Raw genomic sequence first — 15,348 nt, forward strand, 5'->3', positions numbered from 1 at the left:
GATGGAAAGTTTTGCTAAAGACCCAGAGATTCAAAAGCATCGCTGGTTAATATTAATAGCGGTATGTTTATTCACGTTTATGTCAACGTTGGACGGTAGTATTGTAAATATTGCTTTGCCCGTAATGAGCAAGGATCTAAAGATTCCGATGAACCAGGCTGAATGGGTTGTTTCAATTTATTTAATTGTTATTTGTGCACTACTATTATTATTTGGAAAATTGGGGGATGCTTACGGGAAAATTCGTATCTTCAAGCTAGGATCAATTTTATTCACGATTGGTTCATTGCTCTGTGGTTTTAATTCTGGCTTGTTATTACTGTTGATTTCTCGTTCCATTCAAGCAATTGGTGCAGCAATGACCATGAGTACTAATAACGGTATTATTACGGAAGTTTTTCCTTTCAATGAACGTGGTCGGGCCTTGGGAATGATTGGTTCCTTTGTTGCTTTAGGAAGTATTGCTGGACCTGGAGTCGGTGGTTTGATTTTGGCACACATGAACTGGGGCTATATCTTCTTGATCAATGTGCCAGTTGGTATTATTGCTATTATTTTAGGAATGAAAATCTTACCCAAAGATATTACCGTGACAAAGCAGAAGATCGATAAGGTTGGAGCGACTCTCTTTGCTATCGTTATGGTAACTTTGTTCGCTGGTATTTTCTTAGGACAAGAGATTGGTTTTGTTAAACCAGTAGTTTTAGGACTTATTCTTATAGCTATTATTGCTTTTGTGATCTTTATTAGAATTGAATTACGGATTGAAAAACCAATTTTGGAATTGAAAATTTTTAAAAATGCTAATTTTTCAATCAGTATTTTCTGTGCTTTATTAATTTTTGTGGCAAACTTTTTCTTCAATGTTATTTCACCATTCTATTTGGAAAATGCACGTGGTTTAGCCGCTAATTATGCTGGCTATGCCTTGATGACTTTTCCAATCGTACAGGTAATTGTGGCGCCAATTTCCGGAGCTATTTCAGATAAAATTGGTCCGGAGCTGTTAACTTTTATTGGCTTGATTATGATTTCTATTAGTCAGGTCGGTTATATGTTTATGGGACTTGCAACGCCGTTATGGATTTTTATGTTCTTTGTTGGATTAGTTGGATTTGGTAATGGGGTCTTTCAAGCCCCTAATAATTCAATTGTTATGAATTCGGTTGATGTAAAAGATTTAGGGATTGCTGGAGGTATTAATGCCTTAGCCCGTGAATTTGGAATGATCATTGGTATTTCAGCCGCCACGACGGTCTTGTTCTCATCAATGAGTCATACCGCAGGACGGACGGTAACATCATATGAACCAGCTCATCCAGAACTATTTATCTCTGGTATGCGAGTTGCCTTTACAGTTTCTTTCGGAATTTGTTTGATTGCGACTGTTATTACAGGAATTAGAATGTTGCGAAGAAATAAATAGGAACGAAAAAAAGACCCTTATGATGGCCATCAAAGATGGTTGCCATAAAGGTCTTTTTAATCTCTAGACTAAAATTTAATAACCGTAGCGGATATTTGATAGTTTAGTTAAATGATTTATCTTTTCCGATTGGTCTTTAGATAAAACGATGCTATTTTTCAACGTAACATTTGAAATTGCAATATTCATTCGACTGAGAATATATGGAACTGAAGATTCTTTTAATTCTAGTTCATTCTTATAATCCTTTAATAGTCTTTGTAGTGGTTCACTTTTTGAATCGCCATTTAAGTCTGTTAATAATTCAGTGATAATTGTTATAGCCTGGTCAGCACGGTCATTTCCGCCAGAAAACCATTTTAATTTAATCATTTACTCTCTCCTTGAAATAATTTGTATTCTCATTATTACATATCATTTAATTGTTGGAATTGAAGTATCTTAAACAGTGTCATTTCTCATCTTTAATAGAAAATAATCACTTTGAGGATATCATTTATAGCCATTCGGGACATTGTTGTGATTAATGAATCATATTAGGCTATATTATAAGTTATAAATTGATGGGGGATTAATAATGACAAAAGAAGATAAAGGATTAGACGAACTTTTAGAAATAGTATATGACTTTGTGCTAAATCCAGATCTTTCTGATGATGAAAGAAAAATTGGACTATTAGCCAAAGCTGATTTGGAACGTGGCAGATATCAAATTGCAGTTCTGAATCAAATTATTGCTAGTTTTCAGATATTAGCTGTCGAAAAAAAGGGGTTAAGTTCTGAAGCTGATGAGTTTTACAAAAAGATATACGCACTTTTGATAAAAGATAAACCAATCGGTACGAATATTGGTTATATGGGAATTAATGGAAGTTATTTAAGCTAGAATAATAATGATATAATTATATGTAAGCGTTTTTATCTGAAGTGAGGGGGAAAGTATAATGGTAAAGTTAAGATCAATTTTTGAAATGGTTCCTAATACTTGGGGGATTAAGTTTGAAACTAGAGAAAAAGCTCATGACTTTTATCAGGAATCAATCAAATATTATGAAGAAACACTTGGTCCGATTACGGTAAATAATGATACTTGGTATATTGGTACCAAACTATCAGATGAGGAATTCAAAACAAAAATAATAGAATTGTTGGACAAATTGAATATCCCCAAAGATCAGTACACAATTTCTAAAACAGAGATTGGCAAGTTTTGGATGCCTGAAGCATAAAGTAGGTTAATTTATAAAAAATAGGAATTGAGATAGAACTCTGTTGTTGTTATTAAACTGGCAGTAAACGTCGAATAAAACATAATTTTTCCGTATAAAAAGCCCTATATGCAACCATTTTTGATGGTTAATCATATAGGGCCTCTTTAGTGCACGGGAATTGAATGATTTATTAGTCAATCAGACCTTCACGACGCTGTTCACGTTTACGTAACCATGGCATAACGAAGCCTAGACCGAATAATACGATAACAGTGATAAAGTTTAAGAGCAATTGATGATTAAAGGCACCAGTACCAACTTTAGCTTCTTGTGGGATAAACCCTAAAGTAGCACAGACGAAGGTAAAGGCTAAACACCAGCCTCCGACTAGAAGCGCACCAGTTTTACTCTTGATGAATGTATAGTCAGAATGATATTTTTCTTGATGCATTCTCATTGCTACAAAGGCAAAGAAGACCCAACAAGTTTTATATGGTGAAATGATTCCGTTAATATTTAAGAGCCAGTTATAAATGGTATTAATATTTGGTAGGGTACCAGTTAACAATAATAGGAACAAACTTAAACCGGTAGTCATTGTATAACTGTGAATTGGACGACCATTTTTGTTTTTCTTAGTTAGCCATTTAGGCATGAACTTGTCAGCAACATCACCCGCAAAGACACGACTTGAAGCATCCAATAAAACAGCCAATTGAGCCATCATAAAGATTGCTTGTACAACAGCAAAGATATACATCAATAATTTACCAACACCTAAACTAGTACCTAAGAGTTGGAAAGCATAATATGGACCGTTCATTTTGAAATCATGTGGAATATGGTTAGCATTAAAGAACATTGCTAAAGCTAATGTACCAAAGATAGTTAAGAAACCAGTCATGATAGCTAAGAGCCACATAGCCTTAGGGAATTCATGCTTAGGATCACGCATTTGTACGACGTATGGAGCAGCTAATTCAGCACCGGACATGGCGAAAATCAATAGTCCGGTAGTTGAGAAGTATTTCAGACTAAACGATGGTTTAAAGGCGCCCCAATTGAATGGCTGCGTGGCAATATGATGACCATGTAAAACGGCATAGCCAGCTAATAGGACGAATAGGAATGACATTACGAACATGGCACCCCCACCGATTAATGAAAGTATTTCTAATGAATTTTTGATAACATTTTCTAAAAGAATGAATAATAGAATAATGATGAAAGTTAGAATACCAAACCAGAAAGTCGACATTTTTTTATCTAAAGTGTTGTTACCCAAGAACATCCAACTGAATGAGACGATAACCGAGTTGGAAACGTCCACGATGTAAGGAACGCTTTGTACCCAATACATCCAAGAAGTCCAATAGCCAAGGGTATCGTTACTACTGTGGCGAACCCAGGATGCTAATCCCCCGGCTTGATTGTCGAAGGTTAAACTCATTTGACTAGAGATTAGTGCATAAGGAATAACGTACGAAAAAAGTAAGAAAATCCATGAGATAACCACAGATAATCCTTGATTTTGAAATGGATAAAAGATGTTTTCAAAACTGATAATAGTAACAAAGTCGATCAAGGCAATGACCGGCCAACTCATATAATGTTTTTTATTTGGTTCTAGTGTTTCCAATTTTATTTTCCCCCGAATTGTTTAAAAGTCTTGTTAGAGCAGGCTTTTGAACTTGGGAGGTTTTAATGTAAGCAGCGAACTATTTATTTTCACTTGTTTATGACCTCAATACGTATATATAATCAAAGCTGTAATATTTTTTGATAATTAATATTGCAAATTAATAAAAATATCCTTAAACAATTGTAGGGATTTATATACCATTTGCAATATCTTTTTGAAAAAAGTTTAAAAATAGGGGGAAATTATGAATTTTCTGAAAATTGCCGTAGGCAATGATGTAATTGTAAAAAATTCATCTGAATGGACAACAGTTCCATTTACAGAGCACAGCGATATAGCTGAATTAGCAGCGATTGTTCTAAATAAAAACGATGCAGCTAATTTAAAGGTCGCTCAAAACTTGCAACAAACGTCAGGTCTTGGCATCCCTATTCTTCAAACTGATTCTACTGCCGATTCGACTGTTGAAGCAATCGCTGCAGCTAATAAATATCAAAAAAAGATGGTTCCTGGTTTTTTAACAGATTTAGTTAATTTTGCTGAAGACCGACCAGTTAGTTTTACGACACCAGGACATCATAATGGTCAGTATTATGAAAAACATCCTGCTGGAGTAGTTTTTAACCGCTTCTTCGGTAAGAATTTGATGTTTGCGGATACGAGTGACACGGTTGACGAATTGGGCGATACGATGACCCACGGCGGAACACCGTTAACAGCTGAACAAAAGGCGGCCCAAACATACCACGCTGACAAAGTTTATTTTTGCACGAATGGAACTACTAGTGCCAATTCTATTTGTGCTAGTGCTTTGTTGTCAGAAGATGATCTAGTTTTATTTGATCGCAATAACCATAAGTCACTCTACAACAGTGCTCTTGTTATGAGTGGCGCTAAGCCAGTTTATATTCCAACCGATCGAAATCCTTTGGGTTTAATTGGCGAAATGAATCCTGAATCACTGGATGAGAAAAAAATCCGTCAAGAGATTGCTAAGGTTGATCCTAAAAAAGCTAAAGCTAAGCGTCCATTTAGACTAGTAATTTTGCAATTGGAAACTTACGACGGAGTCTTTTACGATGCACAGTGGATTATTGATAAAATTGGCAAGCTTTGTGATTATATTTTGTTTGACTGTGCTTGGGGCGGTTTTGAACAGTTTGTACCAATTATGAAGCATCTCTCGCCATTAGAACTTAATTATGGTCCAGATGATCCGGGAATCTTAGTTACACAGTCGTTGCATAAGCAGCAAGCCGGTTTAGCTCAGACTTCTCAAATTTTAAAAAAAGATGCCCATCTAAAAGGACAAGCACGCTATGTCGATCATAAACATTTCAACAATGCTTATCTGAAATTTGTTACTTCGAGTTATTCTTATCCAATTTATGCTTCGTTGACAGTTAACGCCTATGTAACTGCTGGTCAAGGCAATAAGAACTGGTGGGATGAAACGCTAAGAATGGGAATTGAATGGCGTAAGGAACTTTTGAAAAAATCAAAGCTGTTCAAACCCTTTGTACCCGATAACTTTGCTGAAATTAGTACAGATGAATTAGCTACTAACAGTAAATATTGGGAATTAAAAGCTGAAAATAATTGGCATGGTTTCAAAAAAATTGCTTCCGGACAAGCAATGATTGATCCACTAAAAATAACCGTTATAACGCCTGGAATTGATATTAAAAATGCACAATATCAGGATAATGGAATACCTGGTCCCGTAGTAGCAGAATTTTTGATGGAGAAGCGGATCATTCGTGCCAAAGATGATTTGAATTCACTCTTATTCTTACTAACACCGGGGGATTCGAAAGAAGAATTAGATCTTTTGCTTGATGCCTTCCTAGAGTTTGAACGTTTTTATTTGGCAGATGCACCTTTGGCAGAAGTCTTGCCTAAATTGGCAAAGCTTTATCCCAAACGTTATCAAGGTTATACTTTAAAGCAGCTTTGCCAAGAAATGCATGACTATTATCGTCAAAATAAAACTTTTGCGCTACAAAAAGAATTGTTCGCTAAGTCTGATATGCAAAGCTATACAATGACGCCGGCTCAAGCTGACCGATATTTTATGAAGAATCAGAGTGAACTAGTAAACTTGGATAATATCAAAGGTCGAATCGCTGTCGAAGGAGCTTTGCCATATCCTCCTGGTGTCTTTATCGTAGCGCCGGGCGAAAAATGGGCTGAAATCGATCAAAAGTATTTTGAAGTTTTAGTGGGAGCAATTGAAAGATTTCCAGGATTTGTACCAGAAATTCAGGGAGTCTATTGGGATAAACAAGCTAACGGAAAAATTTCTGTTCAAGCCGAAGTATTGAAAAAATAACTATTGAGGGAGTTTCTTATGTCATTATTATGGACTGATGATTTACCAGCAGATTTAAAAACAAAAGTAGCTAAAGTTGAAAAATTGATTCAACCACGTTTGGCTGAAATCGATCAGCAAGTTTTATATAATCAACAACGAGTTTTAAATTTATTTAGAAAACACCGTGTCGGTGAAGAGGACTTAGTTCCATCAACTGGTTATGGCTACGATGATATTGGCCGTGATAAGATCGAAGCTATCTACGCGGATTATTTCAAAGTTGATGACGCTTTGGTACGTCCACAATTTGCTTCAGGAACACACGCTATTTCAACGGCATTATTCAGTATGCTACGTCCAGGCAACACGCTTTATTACCTAACTGGTACGCCTTACGATACTATCCAAGAAGTTATCGGATTAGCCGGCAACAAGCGTGGCAATATGCAAGAGTACGGTATTAATTTCAAAACAACTGAACTGTTGGACGATGGTTCTGTTGATTATGAGAATGCTGAAAAAGCCTTGAAGGCCGATGACACAATTAAAGTAGTTGCCATCCAACGTTCTCGTGGCTACGCTGTCCGTGATAGTTTTACAGTTGAAAAAATCGCTAAGATGATTAAGTTTGTTAAAGATATTCGTCCTGATGTGAATGTCTTTATCGATAATTGTTATGGCGAGTTTTCTGAAATGGAAGAACCAACCTTTTATGGTGCTGATATTATGGCCGGCTCACTTTATAAAAATGCTGGTGCAGGATTAGTTAAGAGTGGTGCTTATATCGTTGGTCGTGAAGATTTAGTTGATGGTGCGGGTTCTCGTTTGACGGTTCCTGGTGCTGGTAAAGGCGAAGGCGCTACTTGGGGATACTTACGTGACTTTTATCAAGGCTTCTTCATGGCTGCTCACACAACAGGTGAAGCTTTGAAGGGTATGATTTTTACCTCAGCTTTATCTGAAGAAATGGGAATGAGCGTTTCACCTAAATGGGATGCACCTAGAACTGATATTGTTCAAACTGTTTCATTTGGCGATCCCGATCCAATGGTTAAATTCTGTGCCGCTATTCAACATTTCTCACCAATGAACTCGTTTGTTGATCCTATTCCAAGTCACCAAGATGGTTATGAAGATGATGTGGTAATGGCATCAGGAAGTTTCGTTGAAGGATCAACAATTGAGTTATCCTCAGACGGACCCATCCGACCTCCATATTCGCTTTATATTCAAGGCGGTTTGTCATATGCCCATGTTCAAATTGCAATCACTCAAGCAGTTAAAGAAACATTTTATAAATAGAGAGCGAAGCAAGGATGTTCAGCTTCCGAGGATTAAGGCCAACAAGCCCCAGTAATCGTATTTTGATTACTGAGGCTTGTTTGTTTTAGGCTGCAAATTTATATTATTTTCAGGTTATATCACAATCCTCTTTTTTATATGGTAAGTTCTTTTTTACCACGTTTGAAGAAGATAATTGATAAAGCCAAAATTACGATTGCTACTAAGTAGAGAATATTATAAGAACTGCGTTCAATAATAATACCTCCAACTAAGGGGCCGACCGCCTTAGCAAAGGTTGAAGACATATTGAGCAAACTTTGATATCTCCCGGCTTCTTTTGAAGGCGTAGCCTCACTAACAATTGCTGGAATACCAGGGTAGACTAACATTTCACCAATGGTTAAAAAGATCATTCCTAATACAAAGAATAAAAAATTGGTTTGATTAATAATAGCGATGAAAGAAATCATGAAGAAAATAACGCCTATGATGATTTGAATCTTTTTGAACCAGAGACGATTTTCAATTAAACGATTGATTAAAGGTAAAAATACGACGATTACGATCGCATTGATAGTCCACAATAAGCTGTAGCGACTAACTGGAATTCCTAAAGCAGTCAAATGAGCGGAAATATTGCTGCTCCACTGAGAATAAGCTAGCCATGATATTCCTAAAAATAAAGCTAGTAAACTGACTCCAGGTTGTAGTCTGGTTTTGACCTTTTTAATAGTCTTATCAGTTACAGGAGCCTTTTCTGTACGATCGTTATAACGGAAGATAGCTAACAGAAAGAAAATACTTAAAAAGAAAAAATTTGCTACGAAAACTAAGGTCATTTGTAGACTGGCTATGTAGCCGCCTAAAGCTGTTCCAATAGCATTGCCCAAATTAGTTCCGACATAGATTCCGTTGAATAATTTATAGCGGTCTACATTATCGATTTGAGATGCAAAAGAATTGATCACGATAAAGGTGCTCCCAACACCGAATCCTAATATCGGCAATAAAATCGGATATGCTGGCCAATCGTGGTTAATGATTAATCCAATTAATGCCAATAAGGCAATAGAAGTACTAATAATGGCAGTTTTGTGGCCACCAATTCGATCAAATAATTTTCCACCTGCATAACTGCCGCAGAAGGTAGCTAAAGAGTTGAAAAAGAGTACCATACCGGCTGTAGCAAGTGATTTGTGTAAATAATCATGAATAAAGATAGTGTTTATAGGCCAAATGAAACTGGACCCAATGGACTCAAGGAAGGCTCCTAGAATCAGCATTTTTGCAGTTATTTTTTGCATAAAATTGCCTCCTAAAAATAAAAAAAGACCGCTGGCTCAGCCAACGATCTCTTTGATCTGTCTTAACAGTATAGAATATTATCATTTTAAAGGCCGATGTCAAGCCGATCGGAAATCTAATTTATTAGTAAATCACGTCGACGATATCCTAAGTAACCAATTACAATCAGGATAATACCGATAGCAATTTGCCACCAAAAGGTTGAAACATCAAAATTTTTAACAGGAACTTGATTGATGAATCCGAACGGTGAAATCTTCTTTGACCAGTCTGGCAATTTAAGCAATTTGCCAAAATACTGAATAAAGAATGTCACTACAATATATCCATAATTGAGAACTACTAATTTAGGGAGCCAGCCAACTAAACATACTGAAATGCCTAACATAATTAGCATAGGAGAGAGATAGCCTGTATAACCACGCATAAAAATTGATAGGGCAATGGGATGTTTCATAACGGCTTTACCCCCAACGTATAAGCCTAAGATTCCAGCAAAAAAGATTGTGGCAGCGGCGACAATTGCTAAAGCTAAAATAGAATTAAATAACTTTAAACGACCAATTTGTTTGGAATGAATCAATTCTAAGTAGCCTTTTTCTTCACCCGTTTTGAGGTAATTGATCAACATAAGTCCTGGAACTAAAGCCAAAATGGCAAAAACAATCATTAAAATTGCTAGAAATTCCTTAATAATCAGAATATTAGCAGCATTAATAGCTTGGGTGTTAAGGAGTTGTTTTAAGAGTGGATTAGTCTTGAGAATATCGCCAATTGTATTGAAGACTGAGCCATAGGTAGCTCCAAGTATCATCAAACCAAATAGCCAAACGATTAAACTGACACGATTCAATCTCCAAAATAGAGATAATGGTCCACGCAAGAAGGGACTCGCATTAGATTTGCCAGAACGAGTAGCAATTATACCTGAACCAATGTCTCGGTGATTATTCAAAGTAAAAGCAATAAAAATCATTACGAATGATAAACAAAACATAAGAATAACTGGCAGCCAATTATTATCTTTATAAGTTGAGAATTTTTCTACCCAGCCCAAAGGAATATACCAAGTAGCTTGAGGATGAGAAATGTCAGTAACCATTCTAGCAAGATACATTATGCCAAAAATTATGTAGGAGAGAATTGTCGCTGATCGGGAATTGTCGGTCAATTGTGCTATAACGGCAGCAATAGTCGAGAACATGAAGCCAGCAAGTCCTAATCCAAGTCCTAAAAGGAAATTGCCGTTAGTGTTTGTTCCAGTAAGACCAGCAAATTCCAAACCGATAGCATAAATTAGGCCAATAACCAGATTTATTAAAAAGTTTTCTAGTAGGGCTGATGATAAATTAGACAGGCGACCAACTGAATGGGACTGAATAATTTCTAAAGTACCAGTTTCTTTTTCACCTCGAGTAGCGTGAATTATAAAGGAAAAGTTCATTATGACAGCTACGATAGTCATGAAGACGGTCATTTCAGAGGCGAAAACGTCAGCAGTCGTATAAGGACCTGATGGCATTTTTCCAAATAAAGAAATCATAGCTGGAGTTTTGAGGGTTTTGATAATTTGATCAATAGCAGTTTGAGTTCCATATAGGCCTGTGAATTTGGCGGCGACACCTACGAATAAAGCAATTAGAGCCACGGCCCAGATTATTATTTTTAACCAATCACGTTTGATATTAAAGCGAGTTAAGAAGAACGTTTTTTTAAATTGTTCATTTACCATCGTGACTCACCCCATTCGTAGAATCATAATAACGCATGAAAAGATCCTCAAGGGTTGGCGGAGTGGCTTGGAGAGAGACAATTTGCTTTTGAACTAAATAGTTCATAATAGTTTCCATTTGTTCAGAATCAACTGATAGGTTTAAAAAATTGCCTTTTTCGACAGTTAAATTGTGAACGCCAGGCAATGTTGATAACTCTGGAACAGGAAGTCTAGTTTGAACTTTGATCAAAGTTCTTGTTAAGTGACGCATTTGCTCTAGAGAACCTGTTTCGACAATTTTGCCGTCACGAATGATGCCAATGCGATCACACATCTTTTCAACTTCCGACAGAATATGGCTAGATAGAAGGACTGCTTTACCTGCAGCTTTTAATTTCAAAACTTCTTTTTGAAAAATTTCCTCATTCAATGGATCGAGTCCAGAAGTCGGTTCATCAAAAATATATAGGTCGGCGTCACTTGAAAAGGCAGCAATTAAGGCTACTTTTTGCCGATTGCCTTTGGAATAAGTTCGAGCTTTTTTAGTAGTATCTAATTGGAATTCCTTGATAAGCTGATAAGTTTTGACGGAATGTTGGTCATGAGAAAGTTTTAAGAGCAAATCAATAATTTCTCCGCCAGTCAAATTAGGCCACAGATAAACATCGCCAGGAACATAAGCAATTTTTTTGTGAATTTCAACGGCATTTTTAAAAACGTCTTTGCCAAAGATAGTGGCTTGACCGCCTGAAGCTCTTAAAATACCCAAGATAGTCCTGATAGTTGTAGATTTACCGGCACCGTTAGGGCCAATAAATCCAAAGACCTCTCCTGGATAAATATCGAAACTAATGTTTTTTAAGGCCTGAAATTTTCCAAATCTTTTTTGTAAATGATCAATATGAAGGATTGGAACTTTTTCATTTATCATAATATTTACCTCTAAGATGAAATATTTTTCTTGAATAGTTCACTATTTACCGAGTATATTAGAGCCGCCAGAAACCCCTGTCAATCAATCAAGAAGGTCTAATTGAACTATTTTAAAGTCTTGATTTAAGAATGTTTTGGTATAAGGGAGAAAACTGAAATATCAGATGAATTTTTTTTGAGGTATTTGTAATGGTTAATAATATAAAAAGAAAAACTAAGAAAAAAGAAGCTATTTTAGAAGCAGCTACGAAAATTTTTGTCAGAAAAGGGTATAAAAAGACCTCAATAGCACTAATTGCTAAAGAGGCGGAAGCATCGCAAGTGACGCTATATAAGTATTATCCCAGTAAAATTTCTTTGGCTAGAGCAGTAGTTATTAAACTGGTAATTGATGGTTATACTGAATATGGTCAAGCACTTAACAGTTCAAAAAAGACTTTCATCGAAAAGATGCAGGATATGATGAAGAGTGGCGTTGAGAAAGCTGACGAAATTAGTGATGATTTTGTAGTATTCATGTATTCAGAATTTAAAGGACAAAATGGAAACGATGAGGTTATGAAAACTTATAACGCCTATAAATATAATTTTTGGAAAAATTTACTTGATCAAGGTCGCCGAGAAGGAGTGATTAGCTCTAAGATATCTGATGAGGGAGCAATGCTTTATTTAGATATGTTTATCGGGTCTTTAATGAGTACTAATCCTATAGCAGAGCATGATCCCATTGAAATTAAAAAGCACGAGAGTGATCTGATGCAGCTATTTTTTTATGGTATTATTGGTCGTTAAATAAGGGATCTTTAGTTGATAATTGTTAAATTCGTCGCTATTAAGTTTTCCAAACTCATCAATTAGAGCGTGTAATTCTTCAGCCTGTTTGGCGGTAAACTTGAAATCATGCTCTACAGCAGTTTTTAAGCGCATATAAGTGGGCTTTTTGGTAAAAACATGTAGCTTAATAAATAATTTCATAGCATAATTATCGGCGACAAAGACGGGACGATGAAAATAATACAATAGTAAAACATCGGCTGTTTCGTTGCCAATGCCTTTCATTGCAATTAATTTTTTGCGTAACAAATTAGTTGGTAATTTTTCCCAGTTGTCGAAGTCATTTTTATAAGCGGTTAAGAGAGAACGGATATAGATTGCTTTATTATGAAAGAAACCACTGGGTTGAATCAATTCTTCTAGCTTTTTTGTAGGAAGTTTTAGAATAGTATCAGTCTCAAAGTTAGTGGCATTGCGTAGGTTTTTCAAAGACTGTTCCGTATTCTTAGAATTGGTATTTTGAATCAAGATCATTCCAATCAGCATTTCAGTTTTGCTTTCAGCAGGCCACCAATTTTGTGGACCGAGTTTTTTAGAGAGTATTTTGAGTAAATCATAGATTGTTATTTGGGTATACAAGATGAAAACCTCCTATATTAATTATCTAATGTAATAGGGAAAAAGTGGAGAATTATTACTTGGATACGTTTTCAAAAGTTTCTTTGCTTATTTCAGAAAATCATTTGTGATAACATAATATACTCTGAATTAATTATGGGGGTGTAATTATGTTAGGTATTATTTTTATTATAGGGTCGATTGCCTCCTTGATCATTGAAAAGTATGTTTTAGCAAATAATTCACACGTTTGGTTAGGGGCAATTATTCCATTGTTATCCATTGCTTTCATAATTTGGTTGATGGTAACTAATCTAATGCAGTTCGACGTTTTGGATGTTATATTAGCAATTGTTTATATTTCATTGAGCTTTATTTTCTGGGGACAAGGCAATGATCTATATCATCAAAAGGTAGTTAGTAAAATTAATGATTTGAATCAGAGTGTGGAACGTAGCCGTTCAGCTTCTGAGGATTAATAAATTAAAAATAGAAATTTATTCAATTTCTGGGCAAAGAAAAAGTCAGTCTAGTGACCATAAGAGATGGTTGCTGGACTGACTTTTTTAGTTTAATTAGTAGCGAGATGTTAGTGATGAAATAAATGTCATGATGAAGAAGCTATAAAGTACAAGAATTACGATAGACACAATAAATTGTACAAGTCCGGCACGATTCCAAGTAGCTTGAACGGCCTTGAAAGTTTCAATATCTTTATAATTACCCTTCTGCCATGCCCAAGTATTTCCCTTGAATCCGACAACAAAAATCCAAAAAATATTAAATATTGGGATTAAACAAAGTAGTGGCAAGTAGGTTTTATTTCCAATTCCCCAAAAAATATTGTATATAAAGGCACCCCAATTCCAACCTTTAATTTCCTTAGGTACCATCTTTCCGTTTTCATCCATAATGTGAAAATTCCCCCAAATAATTGTTTTATCAATATGACGCCAATTAAGTATATCGTAATATCGAATTATTGAGTAGTTAAAATAATGAAATGACGCTATTTTTTATAGTTTTATGATATAAAAATTAAACGAATGATTTAGTCATAAATTGAGAAAAGAACAATTATATACATTGTGGAAATTCTACAAAAAATAACGTTAAAGAATTTACATGATGCCTACTAGTTGCTACTATTCGTAATAATTAGGTTTCCATTTTAGGTAGGTGGTGTAATTATGGATATAACTTCGAGTTATCTTTTAAATAATGGCTATAGTATTCCTGTCGTGGGTTTTGGAACAATTTTAAAGAATGGAACGAAAACTATATCAGCGGTAGAGAATGCGATTAGTAGTGGCTATCGACTGATCGACAGTGCTGAAGCATATGGAAATGAGGTCGATGTAGGGGATGGAATTCAACGAGGCGTAATCGAAAATAGATTAGATCGATCAGATATCTTTGTTACTAGTAAAGTTTGGAACGATCATCATGGATATCGTAAGACTATTCAGGCTTTTGAGACCTCGTTGGCTAAATTAAGAGTTGGTTATTTAGATCTTTATTTAATTCATTGGCCGGCCAACAAAAAGTGGCATAAGGATTGGCGAGAATTAAATGACTCGACTTGGTTAGCGTTAGAAGATCTCTATAGGGCAGGCGAGGTTCGAGCTATTGGCGTTTCCAATTTTTCGAAAGAACAGTTGGCAGCTTTGATAGAAGATAATGATATTAAGCCAATGGTTAATCAATTAGAATATCATCCGGGATTTGCTCAAAAAGAAGCTGCAAAATATAGTCAAGATAATGATGTCTTAGTTGAGGCCTGGCGTCCCTTTGGAGGTCCTGACAGTGGAATTTTGAATAATCCAGTAATTACGCAACTAGCTGATAAATATGGTTGCAGCCCATCTCAAGTCGTTTTACGCTGGTTGTTGCAGCAGAAAATCTTGCCTTTGGCTAGATCAAGCAATCCTGAACATATGTTAGATAATTTGGATATATTTGACTTTGAATTAGATCGCGATGATATGTTGCAGATTTCGACATTGCCATCTGATGATGGAACTCACTTTGATCCGGAAACATATCATTCATAAATAATTCAAAAATACTCTTTCTGACAACAAATAACGCCTAGTTGGGGCTGTACGATAAATAGAGTTGATAGGC

Annotated in this window: 15 protein-coding genes; 8 read left to right on the forward strand and 7 right to left on the reverse strand. The window is 35.7% G+C overall.

Annotated elements, in window-relative coordinates:
- Nucleotide 1 precedes the first annotated feature (1 nt).
- Nucleotides 2-1,426, forward strand: coding sequence for an MFS transporter (locus FD26_RS03775; protein ID WP_057867107.1), 1,425 nt, complete (start codon nt 2-4; stop codon nt 1,424-1,426).
- Between the two features lie 75 nt (nt 1,427-1,501).
- Here FD26_RS03775 and FD26_RS03780 read toward each other — a convergent pair whose 3' ends face one another.
- Nucleotides 1,502-1,798, reverse strand: coding sequence for a bacteriocin immunity family protein (locus FD26_RS03780; RefSeq protein WP_057867108.1), 297 nt, complete (start codon nt 1,796-1,798; stop codon nt 1,502-1,504).
- A gap of 205 nt (nt 1,799-2,003) precedes the next feature.
- On the opposite strand from FD26_RS03780, the gene FD26_RS03785 reads away from it, so the two are divergent.
- Nucleotides 2,004-2,312: a bacteriocin immunity family protein gene (locus FD26_RS03785; RefSeq protein ID WP_057867109.1), complete on the forward strand. Its 309-nt coding sequence runs from the start codon at nt 2,004-2,006 to the stop codon at nt 2,310-2,312.
- A gap of 58 nt (nt 2,313-2,370) precedes the next feature.
- Nucleotides 2,371-2,655: a hypothetical protein gene (locus FD26_RS03790; RefSeq protein WP_057867110.1), complete on the forward strand. Its 285-nt coding sequence runs from the start codon at nt 2,371-2,373 to the stop codon at nt 2,653-2,655.
- A 172-nt stretch (nt 2,656-2,827) separates the two neighbouring features.
- Here FD26_RS03790 and FD26_RS03795 read toward each other — a convergent pair whose 3' ends face one another.
- On the reverse strand, nt 2,828-4,243 hold the full coding sequence (locus FD26_RS03795) for an APC family permease (protein ID WP_057867123.1): 1,416 nt from the start codon (nt 4,241-4,243) through the stop codon (nt 2,828-2,830).
- 280 nt (nt 4,244-4,523) lie between these two features.
- On the opposite strand from FD26_RS03795, the gene FD26_RS03800 reads away from it, so the two are divergent.
- Both FD26_RS03800 and FD26_RS03805 read left to right on the forward strand, forming a co-directional pair.
- Nucleotides 4,524-6,611 (forward strand): putative ornithine decarboxylase, encoded by a 2,088-nt coding sequence (locus tag FD26_RS03800; protein ID WP_057867111.1) that lies wholly within the window; start codon nt 4,524-4,526, stop codon nt 6,609-6,611.
- A gap of 18 nt (nt 6,612-6,629) precedes the next feature.
- Entirely contained in the window at nt 6,630-7,895 is a 1,266-nt protein-coding gene (locus FD26_RS03805) for a methionine gamma-lyase family protein (RefSeq protein WP_057867112.1), read from the forward strand.
- A gap of 134 nt (nt 7,896-8,029) precedes the next feature.
- Here the strand turns inward: FD26_RS03805 and FD26_RS03810 are convergent, their stop codons facing one another.
- From FD26_RS03810 to FD26_RS03820, 3 genes are all read right to left on the reverse strand, one after another.
- Entirely contained in the window at nt 8,030-9,181 is a 1,152-nt protein-coding gene (locus FD26_RS03810) for an MFS transporter (protein ID WP_057867113.1), read from the reverse strand.
- Nucleotides 9,182-9,297: 116 nt separating this feature from the next.
- Nucleotides 9,298-10,914: an ABC transporter permease gene (locus tag FD26_RS03815; protein ID WP_057867114.1), complete on the reverse strand. Its 1,617-nt coding sequence runs from the start codon at nt 10,912-10,914 to the stop codon at nt 9,298-9,300.
- Complete coding sequence (locus FD26_RS03820; protein ID WP_057867115.1) at nt 10,904-11,827, reverse strand: ABC transporter ATP-binding protein; 924 nt, start codon at nt 11,825-11,827, stop codon at nt 10,904-10,906. The genes FD26_RS03815 and FD26_RS03820 overlap by 11 nt, the downstream gene beginning before the upstream one ends.
- 191 nt (nt 11,828-12,018) lie before the next feature.
- Here FD26_RS03820 and FD26_RS03825 point away from each other — a divergent pair, with 191 nt between their 5' ends.
- The gene (locus FD26_RS03825) at nt 12,019-12,621 is read left to right on the forward strand and encodes a TetR/AcrR family transcriptional regulator (RefSeq protein WP_057867116.1); all 603 of its coding nucleotides are present in this window, start codon (nt 12,019-12,021) and stop codon (nt 12,619-12,621) included.
- Here the strand turns inward: FD26_RS03825 and FD26_RS03830 are convergent.
- Complete coding sequence (locus tag FD26_RS03830; protein WP_057867117.1) at nt 12,592-13,242, reverse strand: endonuclease III domain-containing protein; 651 nt, start codon at nt 13,240-13,242, stop codon at nt 12,592-12,594. The two genes, FD26_RS03825 and FD26_RS03830, sit on opposite strands and share 30 nt — an antisense overlap.
- Nucleotides 13,243-13,391: 149 nt before the next feature.
- Between FD26_RS03830 and FD26_RS03835 the strand changes: the two genes are divergently transcribed.
- Nucleotides 13,392-13,700 carry a hypothetical protein gene (locus FD26_RS03835; protein WP_057867118.1) on the forward strand — a complete coding sequence of 103 codons (309 nt, stop codon included), beginning with the start codon at nt 13,392-13,394 and terminating at the stop codon, nt 13,698-13,700.
- A 96-nt stretch (nt 13,701-13,796) separates the two neighbouring features.
- Here the strand turns inward: FD26_RS03835 and FD26_RS03840 are convergent, their stop codons facing one another.
- Entirely contained in the window at nt 13,797-14,132 is a 336-nt protein-coding gene (locus FD26_RS03840; protein WP_057867119.1) for a hypothetical protein, read from the reverse strand.
- Nucleotides 14,133-14,411: 279 nt separating this feature from the next.
- Here FD26_RS03840 and FD26_RS03845 point away from each other — a divergent pair, with 279 nt between their 5' ends.
- Nucleotides 14,412-15,275 carry an aldo/keto reductase gene (locus tag FD26_RS03845; RefSeq protein WP_075887292.1) on the forward strand — a complete coding sequence of 288 codons (864 nt, stop codon included), beginning with the start codon at nt 14,412-14,414 and terminating at the stop codon, nt 15,273-15,275.
- Nucleotides 15,276-15,348 lie beyond the last annotated feature (73 nt).

Origin of the sequence: Companilactobacillus crustorum JCM 15951, from assembly GCF_001434585.1 — a bacterium.
Lineage (GTDB): Bacteria > Bacillota > Bacilli > Lactobacillales > Lactobacillaceae > Companilactobacillus > Companilactobacillus crustorum.

Bases quoted from the DNA above. Each gene is read 5' to 3' on its own strand.
- FD26_RS03775 (WP_057867107.1), top strand. From the start codon at position 2: ATGGAAAGTTTTGCTAAAGACCCAGAGATTCAAAAGCATCGCTGGTTA.
- FD26_RS03780 (WP_057867108.1), bottom strand. From the start codon at position 1,798: ATGATTAAATTAAAATGGTTTTCTGGCGGAAATGACCGTGCTGACCAG.
- FD26_RS03785 (WP_057867109.1), top strand. From the start codon at position 2,004: ATGACAAAAGAAGATAAAGGATTAGACGAACTTTTAGAAATAGTATAT.
- FD26_RS03790 (WP_057867110.1), top strand. From the start codon at position 2,371: ATGGTAAAGTTAAGATCAATTTTTGAAATGGTTCCTAATACTTGGGGG.
- FD26_RS03795 (WP_057867123.1), bottom strand. From the start codon at position 4,243: ATGAGTTGGCCGGTCATTGCCTTGATCGACTTTGTTACTATTATCAGT.
- FD26_RS03800 (WP_057867111.1), top strand. From the start codon at position 4,524: ATGAATTTTCTGAAAATTGCCGTAGGCAATGATGTAATTGTAAAAAAT.
- FD26_RS03805 (WP_057867112.1), top strand. From the start codon at position 6,630: ATGTCATTATTATGGACTGATGATTTACCAGCAGATTTAAAAACAAAA.
- FD26_RS03810 (WP_057867113.1), bottom strand. From the start codon at position 9,181: ATGCAAAAAATAACTGCAAAAATGCTGATTCTAGGAGCCTTCCTTGAG.
- FD26_RS03815 (WP_057867114.1), bottom strand. From the start codon at position 10,914: ATGGTAAATGAACAATTTAAAAAAACGTTCTTCTTAACTCGCTTTAAT.
- FD26_RS03820 (WP_057867115.1), bottom strand. From the start codon at position 11,827: ATGATAAATGAAAAAGTTCCAATCCTTCATATTGATCATTTACAAAAA.
- FD26_RS03825 (WP_057867116.1), top strand. From the start codon at position 12,019: ATGGTTAATAATATAAAAAGAAAAACTAAGAAAAAAGAAGCTATTTTA.
- FD26_RS03835 (WP_057867118.1), top strand. From the start codon at position 13,392: ATGTTAGGTATTATTTTTATTATAGGGTCGATTGCCTCCTTGATCATT.
- FD26_RS03840 (WP_057867119.1), bottom strand. From the start codon at position 14,132: ATGGATGAAAACGGAAAGATGGTACCTAAGGAAATTAAAGGTTGGAAT.
- FD26_RS03845 (WP_075887292.1), top strand. From the start codon at position 14,412: ATGGATATAACTTCGAGTTATCTTTTAAATAATGGCTATAGTATTCCT.